This is a genomic window from Streptomyces sp. NPDC059455, assembly GCF_042750115.1.
Classification (GTDB): domain Bacteria; phylum Actinomycetota; class Actinomycetes; order Streptomycetales; family Streptomycetaceae; genus Streptomyces; species Streptomyces endocoffeicus.
In genome coordinates this window covers 1-14,767 of record NZ_JBHYVB010000250.1, presented here as the reverse complement: position 1 = coordinate 14,767, position 14,767 = coordinate 1, and the positions used below count along the sequence as shown (strand labels likewise).

Sequence of the window (14,767 nt, the reverse complement as noted above, 5' to 3'; positions counted from 1 at the left end):
GCCGGGGCCCCGCCCCCCCTGGACCGCGGGGTCTGGGGCGGAGCCCCCCACGCGGCGGAGCCGCAAATCGTCAGGTGTCGGGAAGGGGCGAGGAGGGGAGCAGCCCGCCGCAGGCGCACACGGCGGAGCCGCACATGGGCACAGCCCCGCGCCCCTTCAGGGCCCGCACCCGGCAACGAATCGCGGAGGAGCAGCGCCCGGCCACGGCCTAGCCGCAGCAGTCCGAGTCCAGCCCGCGCGGCAGACGCTCGCCACCGAAGACGGCCATCGTCGCCTCGTCGCCGCCCAGCGACGCGACGGCGAGCAGCAGCGACCCGGCCGTCCAGGTGGTGCGCTCCTCCGGCCAGACCGCGTCGTCCTCGAAGACGTAGCCGGTCCAGTACATGCCGTCCTCGGCGCGCAGCGTCGGCTGGATCCACCGCAGGATGTCCACCGCGCGGTCGGACTCCCCCATCACCCAGAGCGCGAGCGCGAGTTCGCAGCTCTCGCCGCCGGTGATCCAGGGGTTGGGGGAGACACAGCGCACTCCGAGCCCGGGGACCACGAAGCGGTCCCAGCCCTCCTCGATGCGTTCCTTGGCGGCGGCGCCGGTGACCGCGCCGCCGAGGACCGGGTAGTACCAGTCCATCGAGTAGCGGTGTTTGTCCAGGAACCGCTCGGGGTGGTGGCGTATGGCATGGCCGAGCAGCCCGGCCGACAGCTCCCAGTCGGGCTGGGGCTCCTCGCGGTGTTCCGCGATGGCCAGGGCGCAGCGCAGCGCCTGGTAGACGGAGGAGGAGCCGGTCAGCAGGGCGTCGGGGTCCACGGTGCCGTCGGCGCGGTGCCGCCAGCCGATCTGGCCGCCGCTCTGCTGCAGTCCGAGCACGAATTCGATGGCGGCGAAGACGGTGGGCCAGATCTGGTCGAGGAAGGCGTCGTCGCCCGTGGAGAGGTAGTGGTGCCAGGCGCCGACGGCCACGTAGGCGCAGAAGTTGGACTCCCGGCCGCGGTCGGTGGGGTCGGTGGCGGCCACGCCGTCGGGGGTGTCGGGGTAGGCCGCGTACCAGGAGCCGTCGGGGTTCTGGTGCCGGGCCAGCCAGCGGTAGGCGGCTGTGGCGCGCTCGTGTTCGCCCGCCGCGTCCAGCGCCATCGCGGACTCGATGTGGTCCCAGGGGTCGAGGTGGTGGCCGCGGAACCACGGTATGGCGCCGTCCGCGCGCTGGACGGCGGCGATGCCCTCGACCGTGCGCAGCACCTGCTCGGGGCTGAGCACCCCGGGCAGCGCGAGCCGTTCGGTGCGGGGGCCGGGGCGCGGTCCGAGCGCCGTCACGCCCGCTCCTCACGCGGTGCGTGGGGCTTGGTCGCGTACGCCACGAAGCTCTTGCCGACGAGGGGGTTCAGCGCGCGCTCGGCGAGCCGCGTGGCCAGCGGCTTCTTCATGATGTCCCACACCAGCAGCTGGTGGTACGCGCGCACCGGCAGCGCCTTGTCGTTGTCCACTCCGAAGGCGCACTTGAGCCACCAGTAGGGGCTGTGCAGCGCATGGGCGTGGTGGGTGCCGTACGGCCGCAGTCCGGCCTCGCGCATCTTCTCCAGCAGCTCGTCGGCGCGGTAGATGCGGATATGGCCGCCCTCGACCTCGTGGTAGGCGTCCGACAGCGCCCAGCAGACCTTCTCCGGGCCGTAGCGGGGCACGGTGACGGCGATCCGGCCGCCGGGCCTGAGCACTCGCACCATCTCGGCGAGCACGCCCTTGTCGTCGGGTATGTGCTCCATCACCTCGGAGATGATGACCACGTCGAAGCTGTCGTCGGGGAAGGGCAGGGCGAGGGCGTCGCCCTCCATGGCGGTGGCCGTGGCGCCCGCCGGGGCCTCACCGGCCTCCTTCATGGCGGCGAACCACTTGGCCACCTCGCGTATCTCCTCGCCGTTGCGGTCGAGCGCCACGACCTGGGCGCCGCGCCGGTAGCACTCGAAGGCGTGCCGTCCGGCGCCACAGCCGAGGTCGAGGACGCGATCGCCGGGGGCGAGGGGGAAGCGGGAGAAATCGACGGTCAGCACGGGGGTCTGCTTTCGTCCGGCGGATTCGTGAGGCGGGAGAGGTCGGGGGGCGGGAGGCGTTGGAACTGGGAAGGACAAGGGGCTCAGCGGTGGGCGGCGGTCCGCGCGGAGACGCCGATGGCCTGGCGGTACTGCTCGACGGTGCCGCGGGCGGCCTGCTCCCAGGTGAAGCGCCGCAGCACCCGTTCCCGGCCGGCCGCGCCCAGCCGCCGTCTGAGGTCGGCGTCGCCCAGCAGCCGGGTCAGGGCCGCGGCGAGCGCGTCGGCGTCGCCGGGCGGTACGGCCAGACAGGTCTCGCCGTCGACCCCGGCGACCTCGGGTATCGCGCCGCCGGTGGTGGCGACCAGCGGGGTGCCGGTGGCCATGGCCTCGGCGGCGGGCAGCGAGAACCCCTCGTACAGCGAGGGCACGCAGGCGATCTGGGCGCCGCGCACCAGGTCCACCAGTTCGGCGTCGCTGATGCCCTTGACGAACTCGACGGCGTCCTCGAGCCCGTGGCGCGCCATGGTGGTGGCCACCGGCCCCTCCTCCGGCCGCTTGCCGACGACGACCAGATGCGCCTGGGGATTCTCGGTGCGGACCTTGGCGAGCGCCTCGATCAGATACACCAGGCCCTTGAGCGGCACATCCGCGCTGGAGGTGGTGACGATGCGGCCGGGGGTCTCCGGGACGGCGGGGTCGGGCGAGAACAGGCCGGTGTCCGCGCCGATGTGCACCACATGGATCCGGTCCGGCCGTACCCCGAGGTCCTCCACGATCTCCCGGCGGGAGGAGCCGGAGACGGTGAGCACCGAGGGCAGCCGCCGGGCCACCCGCTTCTGCATCCGGGTGAAGCCGTACCAGCGGCGCACGGAGAACCGGCGCTTCCAGCCGTCGGCGGCGTCCAGCTCCAGCCGGCGGTCGACGGTGATCGGGTGGTGGATGGTGGTCACCAGCGGGAAGCCGAGCTTCTCCAGGCCCAGCAGCCCGTAGCCCAGGGTCTGGTTGTCGTGGACGACGTCGAACTGGCCGGGGCGCGCGGCGAGATGGCGGCGGGCGCGCAGGCTGAAGGTGAGCGGCTCGGGGAAGCCGCCGGTCCACATGGTGGAGACCTCCAGGGCGTCGATCCAGTCCCGGTACTCCTCCCGCCGGGGGGTGCGGAACGGGTCGGGCTGGCGGTAGAGGTCCAGGCTGGGCAGCTCGGTGAGGGTGACGCCCTCCTCGGTGTCGAGCACCGGGTACGGCTGGGCGCCGATGACCTCGACGGTGTGGCCGAGCCGGGCGAGTTCGCGGGAGAGATGACGTACATAGACGCCCTGGCCTCCGCAGAACGGATTCCCCTTGTAGCTGAGCAGCGCGATGCGCAGCGGCCGTTCCTCGGTGGCGGTGGGGGGTGCTGCTCGAAGCGGGTCGGCCCCGGTCTCCTGCGCGGCCTCTGCGGTCACTCGCGCCCCCTCCTTGGTGCAGTTCAGCGGGAGCGTATCCGCTTCCGTTTATCTAGAACAAGTTTCACTAACGCATCCCCTGAGGAGTCACGAAGATACCTGCCCCGGGCGACCTCTCCAGGACCGGGGCAGGTGATCCCTACCACTCAGTAGCCCGGACGTCAGGAGAAGTTGACGACGGGGGTGTGCACCGGATGCACCCCCCGCCGGCGCGACCGCGAGCGCCGCTCGACAGCAACCTGCCCCAACTGCGCGGACACGGGCGGATCGGGGAGGACCCGCGCTAGCCTAGAACGAGTTCCAGTGACTCGCAGGCGCGGGACGGTCCTGTCATCATGCACGATGTCCGCTTGTCGCCGACCCGCAGACGCAACACATTCGAAGTGGGACAAATGACCGCAGAAGTCAAGCCGGCCGCCCTGCAGCTGACCGAGCGGCAGGAGGCGCGCCGTCGGCGCATCCTGCACGCCAGCGCCCGGCTGGCCAGCCGAGGCGGCTTCGACGCGGTCCAGATGCGCGAGGTCGCGGAGAACTCCGGAGTGGCGCTCGGCACCCTCTACCGCTACTTCCCCTCCAAGGTCCATCTGCTGGTCGCCACGATGCAGGATCAGCTGCAGCACATGCACGAGACGCTGCGCAAGCGGCCGCCGTCCGAGGAGGAACCGGCCGCCCGGGTCGCCCAGACGCTGATGCGCGCCTTCCGCGCGCTGCAGCGCGAACCCCATCTGGCCGATGCGATGGTGCGCGCGCTCACCTTCGCCGACCGGTCGGTCAGCCCGGAGGTGGACACGGTCTCCCGGCTCACCACGGCGATCATCCTCGACGCGATGGGGCTGGACGAGGCTCCGACCGCCGAGCAGCTCTCGGCGGTCCGCGTCATCGAGCACACCTGGCATTCGGCGCTGATCACCTGGCTCTCGGGGCGGGCCTCGATCGCCCAGGTGAAGATCGACATCGAGACCGTCTGCCGGCTGATCGACCTCACCGCCCCCACCCCGGACCGATAGCCGGACGGACGGTACAACAGGAGCGCGCGCGCCAATTCCTGCGCCCCTTCGAGCTCCTGGAAGGGGTTTATGCGCCCTCACGCCCCCCATTGGCTCAAATTCCGCGTTCACGCCCTGCCCAATCCCGGTATTCATGAACGGCGCGCGACAGAGCGACAACGGCGCGCGATGAGAGAACCGCATCGTGGGGGGTGGAGAAGTTCGTGATCCGGTTACTTCTGGTACACGAGTCAGGATTGCTGAGATCGGCACTGGCATCCGTGATAGGGGCCGAACCAGACATCGAGGCGGCGGCGTGCTCCTGGCGCGACGCGCGTAGCAGGGCCCGTTCCCTACAGCCACAGGTGTGCGTGGTGGACACGGACAGCCCGGCGGCCGACAAGGCGGCGCGGAAGGGCGAGTGGGGGAAGTTCGTGGCATCCGCCTCTGGGGAGGGCGGGGACTGCGGACTGCTGGTGCTGGTCAACTCGGAGCGGCCGGGTCCACTGCGCCGCGCGCATGAGGCCCGTGCGCTCGGCTACGTCGACAAGGACGCCCCACCGCAACGGCTGGTCGAGGCCATACGGCAGGTGGCGAAGAAGGAGCGGTACGTGGACGACGCGCTCGGCTACGGCTTCCTCCAGGCGGCCAAGATCCCGCTGACCGAGCGGGAGTTGGGCGTGCTGTCGCTGGCCGCCGACGGCGCCTCCATATCGGAGATAGCCCGTACGCTGCATCTGTCCACCGGGACGATCCGCAACTATCTGGCCGCGATCACCCGGAAGACCGGGGCGCGCAACCGCGTGGACGCCATACGGATATCGCAGTGCGAGGGCTGGGTCTGAGATGAGTCCGGCCCCGGGTCCGCAGGCGCCGACGGCGGGTCCTGATCCGGCCAAACGCGGCCTCTGATCCGGCCAACGGCGGGTTCCGATCCGGCCAACGGCGGCCAGGAGAGCTACTCGTCGGGGGGAAAGACCTGTTCACCGGTTTCGGACAGCCGGATGGCGATCGCCTCGACCGGGCAGCCCTCGGCCGCCGCGAGCACCGCCTCGGAGGCATCGGCCTCCGTCTCGACCGGATGCGACTGCCGCGCCCCGTCGAGCCGGAAGCCGCCGGGGGCGGTGCTCACGCACATCCCCGAGCCGATGCACACGCCGCGGTCCACCTCGATCCGCCAGCGGTCCCCCATCAGCTCGGCTCCCCGTCCCACCCCTGGGGCAGGTGGATCATCTTGTGCTCCAGGTACGCGGAGAACCCCTCCGGGCCGAACTCCCTGCCCAGACCGGAGTTCTTGTAGCCGCCGAACGGCCCGAGCATGTCGAGGCTGAAGGTGTTGACCGAATAGGTGCCGGTGCGGACGCGCCGTGCGAAGTCGATGCCGTGCCCGACGTCCGCCGTCCAGACGGAGCCGGACAGCCCGTAGTCGGAGTCATTGGCGATCCGGGCCGCCTCCTCCTCGTCCCCGTACGGCAGCAGACAGATCACCGGGCCGAAGATCTCCTCACGGGCGATCCGCATGTCGTTGCCGACGTCGCCGAAGAGCGTGGGCTCCACGTACCAGCCGGTCCGCTGGGCCTCCGGACGGCCGCCGCCGGTCAGCACCTTGGCGCCCTCCCGCTGCCCCAGCGCGATGTAGTCCAGCGACCGGCGCTGCTGCCGCCGCGCCACCAGCGGCCCGACCTGGGTGGCCGGATCCAGCGGGTCGCCGACGACCAGGGCGGAGGCGGCGGCCGCGAACCGCTCGGCGATCTCGTCGTAGCGGGCGCGCGGCGCGAGGATCCGGGTCTGGGCCACACACGCCTGTCCGTTGTTCATCCAGGCGTTGGGCACGATCCCGGTGACGGCCGCCTCCAGGTCCGCGTCCGGCAGGATCACCGCGGCCGATTTGCCGCCCAGCTCCAGCGTGACCCGGGTCAGCTGGCGCGAGGCCACCTCCATCACCCGCTTGCCGGCCGCGACCGAGCCGGTGAACGACACCTTGTCCACGCCCGGGTGGCCGACCAGGTACTCGCTGACCTCGCGGTCGGCCGGAAGAATCGACAGCACCCCCTCGGGCAGCCCCGCCTCGGCCGCGATCTCCGCCAGGATGTAGGAGTCCAGCGGCGTCTCGGGCGACGGCTTGAGGATCACCGAGCACCCCGCGAGCAGCGCGGGCGCCAGCTTCGCGGCGGCCACGAACTGCGGTACGTTCCACGGCACCACGGCCGCGACCACCCCGACCGGCTCCCGCCGCACCAGCAGCGGGCCGAGCACCCCGGCCCGCCGCTCCTCGTAGACGAAGTCGCGGGCCACGGTGATGGCCGCGTCCCACACCATCATCGCGCCGAGCGCCTGGGCGAGGACACTCCACGAGTACGGGGAGCCGTTCTGCGCGCTGATGACCCGGGCGATCTCCTCATGGCGTACGGCGATGGCGTCCTTGATCCGGGTGACCACCGCGATCCGCTCGTCCAGGCTCGTCCGGGCCCAGGGGCCCTCGTCGAAGGAGGTCCGCGCCGCCGCGACGGCCCGGTCCACATCCGCGCGGGAGGCGTGCGGCACCCGGCCGATGACCTGCTCGGTGTGCGGCGAGACGACCTCGATGGTGTCCTCGCCCGCCGGATCGGCCAGCGCGCCGCCGATGAAGAGCTGCCCGTGCTCGATGAGGTCGTTCATCGCTGATGCCTTCCGGCCGATGACTGAGGTGTGGGTCTGACTGAGGGGGTACGTCTGGCTGAGGGGGTACGGGTACGTACGGTCGGCCCGACCGGGGCCGGGCCCGCCAATCGAGGCAGCCAATATCTGACGCTGCATCAGAACTGATACCAGTTCTAGCTATAGTGGGCAATGCTTGTGTCGAGGAGAGGGGGAGCCGATGGCGCAGGTGACGCGCGTGACCGACCATGGCGGCGGAGTGTGGAGCATCCCGGTGCCGATCCCCGACAACCCACTCGGGCACACCCTGGTCCACCTTCTCGACACCGACCGCGGCCCGGTCCTGATCGACACCGGCTGGGACGACCCCACGGCCTGGGACACCCTCACCGCCGGACTCGCCGCCTGCGGCGCCTCCGTCTCCGATGTCCACGGCGTCCTCGTCACCCATCACCACCCCGACCACCACGGGCTGTCCGGACAGGTGCGGGAGGCGTCCGGGGCGTGGATCGCCATGCACACCGCCGACGCCCAGGTCGTCCGGCGCACCCGGGAGGCCGAGCCCTCCCGCTGGCTGGACTATCTGGAGGAGAAGCTCGGCGCGGCCGGGGCGCCCGAGGAGCATCTGGCTCCGCTGCGCGCCACCCGCGCGTCCGGCCGCACGCACCTCCCGGGGCAGCGGGCCGCCCTCCCCGACCGCGAGATCGTCCCCGGTGAACTCCTCGATCTGGCGGGCCGGCGGCTGCGCGCCATCTGGACCCCCGGCCACACCCCCGGCCATGTCTGCCTCCACCTCGAAGAGGCCCATCCGGCGGCCGGGGAGGGACTGCCCGGCCATGGCCGCCTGTTCTCCGGCGACCATCTGCTGCCCGAGATCACCCCCCATATCGGGCTCTACGAGGACCCCGACGACATGACCGTCACCGACCCGCTCGGCGACTACCTCGACTCGCTCGAACGCGTCGCCGCCCTCGCCCCCGCCGAGGTACTCCCCGCCCATCAGTACGCCTTCACCGACGCCCCGGCGCGGGTGCGGGCGCTGCTGGACCATCACGAGGAGCGGCTGGCCGGGCTGCTGGCGCTGCTCACCACCCCGCTCACCCCGTGGCGGCTCGCCGAGGCCATGGAGTGGAACCGCCCGTGGGAGCAGATCCCCTTCGGTTCCCGCAATATCGCGGTCTCGGAGGCGGAGGCGCATCTGCGCCGACTGGTGAAGCTGGGCAGGGCGGAAGCGGTGCCGGGCAGCGATCCTGTGATGTACCAAGCGATTTGAGTGACATATGGGGTGCCGGTCCGACGAACCGGAAGCTAGCCTTACCGGCCTGGCGCACACAGCCGCACACCCCCCGTGACAGCCGTATCAGCAGGAGCATGCGTGACGAGCCCCACTCGCGATTCCGACCCGACTCCGACGGCCGGTCCGGCAGCAGGCCCGGCAGATCCGGCCGCTGATCCGACACCGCCCCCGGGCTGCCCCGCACACTCCGGCCGGGCCCCGGCCGGGCATGGGCTCGAGTCGCTGCACGGCCCCGAGTTCGCCTCCGATCCGTCCGCCACATACGCCCGCCTGCGGGATCACGGACGCATCGCGCCCGTGGAGCTGGCGCCCGGCGTCCCCGTCTCGCTCGTCACCAGCTATCAGACCGCGCTGGACATCCTGCGCGGCCCCGAGACGTTCTCCAAGGACGCGCGCCACTGGCAGGCGCTCACCGACGGCACCATCCCCATGGACAACCCCGTGGTGCCGATGATGATGTACCGGCCGAACGCGCTGTGCAGCGACGGCGAGCAGCATCACCGGCTGCGCGCGGCGATCTCCGACACCCTCGACCGCCTGGACATCCACGCGTTGCGCCGCTACGTGGAGCGGAGCGCCGACTTCCTTATCGACCTCTTCGGCCCCAAGGGCGAGGCCGATCTGCTCAAGGAGTACTCCGCCCGGCTCCCCCTGCTCGTCTTCAACCAGCTCTTCGGCTGCCCGCCCGAGCTGAGCGACAATCTGGTCCGGGCGCTCTCGGCGCTCTTCGACGTCACCGAGGACTCCGAGCAGGCCAACGCGCTCCTCGCGGAGACCCTCTTCCAGCTCATCGCCCTCAAGCGGGAGACTCCGGGCCCGGACATGACGTCCTGGCTGATCGCCCACCCCGCCGAGCTCACCGACGAGGAGCTGATCCACCAGATCGTCGTCCTCGTCGGCGCGGGCACCCAGCCCCAGCAGAACCTGATCTGCAACGGGCTGTTGCTCCTGCTGTCGGACGAACGGTTCCGGGGCGATCTCGCGGGCGGCACCATGCTGATCGAGGACGCGCTCAACGAGGTCCTGTGGAAGGACCCGCCGCTCGCCAACTTCTGCGTCCACTACCCGCGCCATGACGTCACGGTCGACGGACACCGGCTGCCCAAGGGCGACCCCGTCGTCATCAGCCTCGCGGCCGCCAACAACGATCCGTACCTGCTGTCGAACCGGCGCGGCAACCGGGCCCATCTGGCGTGGAGCGCGGGCCCCCACACCTGCCCCGCGAAGGACCCGGCCCAGCTGATCGCCTCCGTCGCCGTCGAGAAGCTGATCGACCGCCTGCCCGATCTCGAACTCGCCGTTCCCGCAGAGCAGTTGGAGTGGCGGCCCGGCCCCTTCCACCGGGCGCTGGCCGCACTGCCGGTGCGCTTCCCGCGGACGGCCGCCAAGTCCGACGAGGCGCTGGCCGAGATGGCGGCGGCGGCGACCGCGGCCATCTCGGGGGCCGTGGGCAGGACGCCCACGGTCGCGCGGACGGATGCCCCGGACGACGGTTCCGGCGAAACCCCGGACACCGCGTCCACCACCGCGGAGCCGCGGCCGGAGCCCGAATCCGGCGCCGAGCACGAGGCCCGGCGCCGCTGGTGGAAGTCCCTGGCCCAGTGGTGGCGCCGCGGGTAGCGGACGGCCGGGAGCGGGGACTGTCGGGCCGGACCGCTGGGCGCGCGGTATCGGATTGCCGGGCGGTGCCCGGCCGCGTAGCGTCGCGGCGCATGACTCCGACGCTGCGCACCGCGCGCCTGCTCCTTGAGCCGTACCGGCCCGAGGACGAGGACGCCTTCGTGGCGCTGTTCCAGGACCGGCGGGTGTGCCGCTGGCTGGGGGACGGGCGGCTCGCCGCGGCGGCCGAGGACCGGGCGCTGTTCGGGCGGATCCTCACCAAGGTCTACGCCCGGCGGCTGTTCGACGTATGGGCCGTCCGCGAGGACGGCCGGTACGTCGGCCACGCCGAGATCAAGCCGACCGAGGTCGTCGGCGGCCACGAGATCGTCTACGCGCTGGCCCCGGAGGCGTGGGGGCGCGGTCTGGGGACGGAGCTCACCGAGGCGGTCGTCGGCCACGGCTTCGGCACCCTCGGGCTGGGCGAGGTGCACGCCACGGTCATGGCGGCCAACGAGGCGTCACTGACCCTGCTCACCCGGCTCGGCTTCGCGCACCGCCGTGATATCGAGGAGGAGGACGGCACGACGACGCGCTGTCTCGCGGTCGTCCGGGGCGAAGGCCGTCGATCGACCCCGCCCATGGGCGGCTGAAGGCGCCCGATAAGTCGGCCGATAAGCTGTCCGTAAACTTCATACGCGTCCGATCGGGGGAAGCCGGTGCGATTCCGGCGCTGACCCGCAACCGTGAGCGCGCCCCGCGGGGCGTACGAGCCGGAACACCCGGGCGGGCGCGACGACGCAGGCTCCCGCCGCCGGACGACCGGTGGCGGCACCGTCGAGGTATGCGGAGCTGAGCCGGGTGCCAGGCGTGCCGCGGAGCGTTCCGCGTGCGGCGCGGCTGGACGGCCGTGCGCGGCTGCGTGCGCCCGTCCACCGACCGAGAGGCACCACAGCCATGAACATTCGCCGCAGCGTGGCGGCTCTTTCCCTGTGCGCCGCCATGTGCGCCGCCCTGGGCGCGGCCGCCGCGCCTGCCGCCGTGGCCGACGACGGCCCGGCCGGGCGTGCCGAGGGGCTCTACGGCGCCAAGGACCCGAAGTTCGACGGGGTGTGGCGGCAGTCGCTGGCGCTGCTCGCCCAGGACGCGGTGGGCGTCACCCCGGCGAAGTCGGCCATCGACTGGCTGGCCGGGCAGAGTTGCGCGGACGGCGGCTTCGCGGCGTACCGCGCGGACACGTCCAAGGCGTGCGACCCGAAGAAGGGCGAGTTCACGGACGCGACGGCGGCGGCGATCCAGGCGCTGGCCGCGGTGGGCGGGCGCTCCGGCACCGTGGAGAAGGGCATCGGCTGGCTGAAGCGCCACCAGAACGAGGACGGCGGCTGGGGCATGAACCCGGGCGGCCCGAGCGACGCCAACTCCACCGCGGCGGCGGTCGGCGCCTTCGCCGCCACCGGCCAGGACCCGGCGAAGGTGACGGCGGCCTCGGGCAAGGGGGCCTCGGGCAAGAGCGGCAAGAGCCCGTACGACGCACTGCTCGGCCTGCAACTGGACTGCTCGGCGAAGGCGGAGGAGCGCGGGGCGTTCGCGTACACGGCGGCCAAGGGCAAGCCCGCCGCCAATGAGCTGGCCACCGCGAGCGCCGCGCTGGCCGCGCAGGGCAAGGGCTTCGTCTTCGAGACCGTCGGCAAGGACGGCGGCGCCGAGCCGAAGCCGCTGCGCTGCGCGGGCGGAAAGGGCGGAGCCGGTTCACCCGAGGACGCCGCCGAGGCCGCCCTGGCCCACCTCTCCCGCGTCATGTCCGACACCGGTATGCACCTGAAGTCCGCGATGCCCGGCGCCAAGGACCAGCCCGACTTCGGTGGCACGGCCGACGCGGTGGTGGCGCTCGCCGCCGGAGAGCACAGCGCGGCCGCGGGCAAGCCCCTGCAGTGGCTGCAGAGCAAGAGCAGTGGCGCGGCGGCCTGGGCCAAGGGCGACCCCGGCGCCCTCGCCAAACTGACCCTCGCGGCCCACGCGGCCGGCGCCAACCCCCGCGACTTCGGCGGCGCCGACCTCGTGCGGCAGCTGAACGCCACCGGCCCGAAGCCCGAGGCGGCGGCCCCGGGCGCGGAGTCGGACGGGAGCGGCAAGAGTGAGGAGAAGAAGGACGACGGCGGCGGGATCGGCGGCGTCTGGTGGACGGTCGGCGTCTGCGCGGTCGCCGGCGTGGGCATCGGCTTCCTCCTGAGCGGCCGGAAGAGGCAGCAGCTTTGAGCCCGCGCACCTATGTGGCACCGGTCCGCACCGGGGCGGCTTCGGTCCCGCGCACCCGCGCGGCACGGGTCCGGTACGCCTCCTCGGCACCGGTACCGCGCGCCCGCGCGGCCCAGGCCCGGCGCGCGGACGCGACTTCCGTCCCGCGCCCCCGCGCGCGTTTCGCCTGGTGCGGCCGCGCGGCCCGGCTGTTGCTGTCCGCCGTCGCCTTGGTGCTGCCCGTCGTCGCCCTTCTCGCGATGGCCTGCGCGGCGCCCGCGCAGGCCGCCGACGGGTATCGCTACTGGTCGTTCTGGCAGCGGGGCGGGGACGGCGGCAGTTGGAGCTATGCCACCCAAGGGCCCTCCTCGGCGCGGCCCGGTGATGGCGACATGATCGGTTTCCGTTTCGCGCTCAGCGAGGACTCGGACGACGCCACCCGGCCGCGCGGCATGGCCGATTTCGCCGCCGTCTGTGCCGACACCCCGGCCACGGACTCCACCAAACGGGTCGCGGTGGTCATCGACTTCGGTACGGCCACCGACGCACCCGACCGCCGGACGCCGCCCGCGCCCCGTACCGAGTGCGCACGGGTCGGCCAGGACGCGTCCGCCGGGGAGGCGCTCGCCGCCGTCGCGAAGCCGCTGCGCTACAACTCCGCCGCGCTGCTGTGCGCCATCTCCGGCTATCCGGAGACGGGCTGCGGGGACAAGGTGAGCACCTCCGTGGACGCCCACGCCGCCCCGAAGGGTGACGGCGGCAAGGCGGACGGCGGCGGCTCGGGCCCCTCGGCCGGGCTGATCGGCGGGCTCGCCGCCGTCGTGCTGCTCGGCGCCGCGGCGGTGTGGCAGGCGCGCCGCCGTCGCGGATGAGCGCGCGGAAGACCGCCATGCCACCGCGCACCGCTGTTGGGGCCACGGCTCCGCGCCGCCCTGGCGTCGGGCTCCGCGGCCGACTGCGAACCGCTACCCCGCGCGGCGGAAACGCCCTGCACGCCGGGGCCTGGTGGCTGTGGGCGCTCGGGCTGGCCACGGCCGCGTCCCGGACCACCAACCCGCTGCTGCTCGGGCTGCTCATCGCGGTCGCGGGCTATGTGGTGGCCGTGCGCCGCACGGACGCGCCATGGGCCCGCTCGTACACCGCGTTCCTCAAGCTGGGTCTCGTCGTGCTGGCCATCCGGCTGTTCTTCGCGGTCTTCTTCGGTTCGCCGATCCCCGGGACGCGGGTGCTCTTCACCCTCCCCGAAGTCCCGTTGCCCCACTGGGCGCAGGGGGTGCGCATCGGCGGCCGGGTGTCGGCCGAGGGGCTGGCGTTCGCGCTGTACGACGGGCTGCGGCTGGCCACCCTGCTGATCTGCGTCGGCGCCGCGAACGCCCTCGCCAGCCCGGCGCGGCTGCTCAAGTCGCTGCCCGGCGCGCTCTACGAGGCCGGGGTCGCGGTCGTGGTGGCGATGACCTTCGCACCCCATCTGGTGGCGGACGTAACCCGGCTGCGCTCCGCGCGTAGGCTGCGCGGCCGCCCCGACCGCGGGGTGAAGGCGCTGCTGCAGGTCGGACTGCCGGTGCTGGAGGGCGCGTTGGAACGCTCGGTGGCCCTGGCGGCGGCGATGGACGCCCGCGGCTACGGCCGCACCGCCCAGGTCCCGCCCGCCGTCGCCCGTACCACCACCGCGCTGACGCTGGGCGGACTGCTCGGCGTCTGCTGCGGTACGTACGGTCTGCTCGCGGCCGAGGGCGCGGGCTACGGTCTGCCGCTGCTGCTCACCGGACTCGCCGCCGCGCTCGGCGGCCTGTGGCTGGGCGGCCGCCGCTCGGTGCGCAGCCGCTACCGGCCGGACCGCTGGGGCGTACGGGCGTGGCTGGTGGCGGGGTCGGGAGCGGCGGTCGCGGCACTGCTGATCCGCGCCGCCTCCTATGCCCCCGAGGCCCTCCAGCCATCGGTCGTCCCGCTCACCGCCCCAACGCTGCCGCTATGGCCCGCGGCGGCCGTACTCCTGGGCCTGCTCCCGGCCTTCGCGGCCCCGTCACCAACACGGGCTCCGGCCCGCGAACCGGTCCCGCCGCACAAGGCCCCCACCGAACCGGCCCACGCCCGGGACCGGCAGCGCCCGGAATCCCCCGGCCCCGACACCCGGCCCGCGGCCAAGCGGCACCCGCAACCCGACGACGCGGCCACGGAGCCACCCCCGGACACCGCTCCCGCACCGATACCGCCCCCAGCCACGAGCCGCGAACCGGCCCCGCCGGAAGACGCCCCCACCAAACCGGCCCGCGCCCGGGACCGGCGACGCCCCGAACCCCCGTACCCCGGCACCCGGCCCGCCATCGAGCCGCACCCGCAACCCGACGACACGGCCACGGCGCCACCCCCGGACACCGCGCCCGCACCGATACCGCCCCCAGCCACGAGCCGCGAACCGGCCCCACCGGAAGACGCCCCCACCAAACCGGCCCACGCCCGGGACCGGCGACGCCCCGAACCCCCGTACCCCGGCACCCGGCCCGCCATCGAGCAGCACCCGCAACCCGACGACACGGCCACGGCGCCAC

Annotated in this window: 12 protein-coding genes, 1 pseudogene and 1 riboswitch; of the genes and pseudogenes, 8 read left to right on the top strand and 5 right to left on the bottom strand. The window is 73.1% G+C overall.

The window, feature by feature from the left end; translation table 11 throughout:
• Nucleotides 1–208 precede the first annotated feature (208 nt).
• The 3 genes from ACFXB5_RS47240 to ACFXB5_RS47230 form a co-directional block, all read right to left on the bottom strand.
• Nucleotides 209–1,309, bottom strand: coding sequence for a prenyltransferase (locus tag ACFXB5_RS47240; protein ID WP_385220529.1), 1,101 nt, complete (start codon nucleotides 1,307–1,309; stop codon nucleotides 209–211).
• The gene (locus tag ACFXB5_RS47235) at nucleotides 1,306–2,040 is read right to left on the bottom strand and encodes a methyltransferase domain-containing protein (protein ID WP_385220527.1); all 735 of its coding nucleotides are present in this window, start codon (nucleotides 2,038–2,040) and stop codon (nucleotides 1,306–1,308) included. Before ACFXB5_RS47235 ends, ACFXB5_RS47240 begins: the two co-directional genes overlap by 4 nt.
• A gap of 83 nt (nucleotides 2,041–2,123) precedes the next feature.
• Nucleotides 2,124–3,464: a glycosyltransferase family 4 protein gene (locus ACFXB5_RS47230; protein WP_385220524.1), complete on the bottom strand. Its 1,341-nt coding sequence runs from the start codon at nucleotides 3,462–3,464 to the stop codon at nucleotides 2,124–2,126.
• Between the two features lie 392 nt (nucleotides 3,465–3,856).
• On the opposite strand from ACFXB5_RS47230, the gene ACFXB5_RS47225 reads away from it, so the two are divergent.
• Nucleotides 3,857–4,471, top strand: a complete 615-nt coding sequence (locus ACFXB5_RS47225) for a TetR family transcriptional regulator (protein WP_385220521.1) — start codon at nucleotides 3,857–3,859, stop codon at nucleotides 4,469–4,471.
• Nucleotides 4,472–4,674: 203 nt separating this feature from the next.
• Nucleotides 4,675–5,295 carry a response regulator transcription factor gene (locus tag ACFXB5_RS47220; RefSeq protein ID WP_385220518.1) on the top strand — a complete coding sequence of 207 codons (621 nt, stop codon included), beginning with the start codon at nucleotides 4,675–4,677 and terminating at the stop codon, nucleotides 5,293–5,295.
• 113 nt (nucleotides 5,296–5,408) lie between these two features.
• On the opposite strand, the gene ACFXB5_RS47215 is transcribed toward ACFXB5_RS47220, so the two are convergent.
• A complete protein-coding gene (locus ACFXB5_RS47215; RefSeq protein WP_037947116.1) occupies nucleotides 5,409–5,642 on the bottom strand; it encodes a ferredoxin in 234 nt (77 codons plus the stop codon).
• Complete coding sequence (locus ACFXB5_RS47210) at nucleotides 5,642–7,108, bottom strand: aldehyde dehydrogenase (RefSeq protein WP_385220515.1); 1,467 nt, start codon at nucleotides 7,106–7,108, stop codon at nucleotides 5,642–5,644. Before ACFXB5_RS47210 ends, ACFXB5_RS47215 begins: the two co-directional genes overlap by 1 nt.
• Before the next feature lie 199 nt (nucleotides 7,109–7,307).
• On the opposite strand from ACFXB5_RS47210, the gene ACFXB5_RS47205 reads away from it, so the two are divergent.
• From ACFXB5_RS47205 to ACFXB5_RS47180, 6 genes and pseudogenes are all read left to right on the top strand, one after another.
• The gene (locus ACFXB5_RS47205) at nucleotides 7,308–8,360 is read left to right on the top strand and encodes an MBL fold metallo-hydrolase (RefSeq protein WP_385220512.1); all 1,053 of its coding nucleotides are present in this window, start codon (nucleotides 7,308–7,310) and stop codon (nucleotides 8,358–8,360) included.
• Nucleotides 8,361–8,462: 102 nt separating this feature from the next.
• The gene (locus tag ACFXB5_RS47200; RefSeq protein ID WP_385220510.1) at nucleotides 8,463–10,004 is read left to right on the top strand and encodes a cytochrome P450; all 1,542 of its coding nucleotides are present in this window, start codon (nucleotides 8,463–8,465) and stop codon (nucleotides 10,002–10,004) included.
• A 92-nt stretch (nucleotides 10,005–10,096) separates the two neighbouring features.
• Nucleotides 10,097–10,636: a GNAT family N-acetyltransferase gene (locus ACFXB5_RS47195; RefSeq protein ID WP_385220507.1), complete on the top strand. Its 540-nt coding sequence runs from the start codon at nucleotides 10,097–10,099 to the stop codon at nucleotides 10,634–10,636.
• Between the two features lie 56 nt (nucleotides 10,637–10,692).
• Nucleotides 10,693–10,767: riboswitch (cobalamin riboswitch) on the top strand.
• 173 nt (nucleotides 10,768–10,940) lie between these two features.
• Entirely contained in the window at nucleotides 10,941–12,239 is a 1,299-nt protein-coding gene (locus ACFXB5_RS47190; protein ID WP_385220505.1) for a prenyltransferase/squalene oxidase repeat-containing protein, read from the top strand.
• A gap of 239 nt (nucleotides 12,240–12,478) precedes the next feature.
• Nucleotides 12,479–13,090 (top strand): SCO2322 family protein, encoded by a 612-nt coding sequence (locus ACFXB5_RS47185; protein ID WP_385220531.1) that lies wholly within the window; start codon nucleotides 12,479–12,481, stop codon nucleotides 13,088–13,090.
• A 17-nt stretch (nucleotides 13,091–13,107) separates the two neighbouring features.
• A pseudogene (locus tag ACFXB5_RS47180) lies at nucleotides 13,108–14,253 on the top strand (energy-coupling factor transporter transmembrane component T); the annotation flags it as partial.
• Between the last annotated feature and the right edge of the window lie 514 nt (nucleotides 14,254–14,767).

What these genes read in the sequence shown, in the direction of transcription:
- ACFXB5_RS47210 (WP_385220515.1), bottom strand. Translation starts at nt 7,108, where the DNA reads ATGAACGACCTCATCGAGCACGGGCAGCTCTTCATCGGCGGCGCGCTG.
- ACFXB5_RS47215 (WP_037947116.1), bottom strand. Translation starts at nt 5,642, where the DNA reads ATGGGGGACCGCTGGCGGATCGAGGTGGACCGCGGCGTGTGCATCGGC.
- ACFXB5_RS47195 (WP_385220507.1), top strand. Translation starts at nt 10,097, where the DNA reads ATGACTCCGACGCTGCGCACCGCGCGCCTGCTCCTTGAGCCGTACCGG.
- ACFXB5_RS47225 (WP_385220521.1), top strand. Translation starts at nt 3,857, where the DNA reads ATGACCGCAGAAGTCAAGCCGGCCGCCCTGCAGCTGACCGAGCGGCAG.
- ACFXB5_RS47190 (WP_385220505.1), top strand. Translation starts at nt 10,941, where the DNA reads ATGAACATTCGCCGCAGCGTGGCGGCTCTTTCCCTGTGCGCCGCCATG.
- ACFXB5_RS47205 (WP_385220512.1), top strand. Translation starts at nt 7,308, where the DNA reads ATGGCGCAGGTGACGCGCGTGACCGACCATGGCGGCGGAGTGTGGAGC.
- ACFXB5_RS47185 (WP_385220531.1), top strand. Translation starts at nt 12,479, where the DNA reads ATGGCCTGCGCGGCGCCCGCGCAGGCCGCCGACGGGTATCGCTACTGG.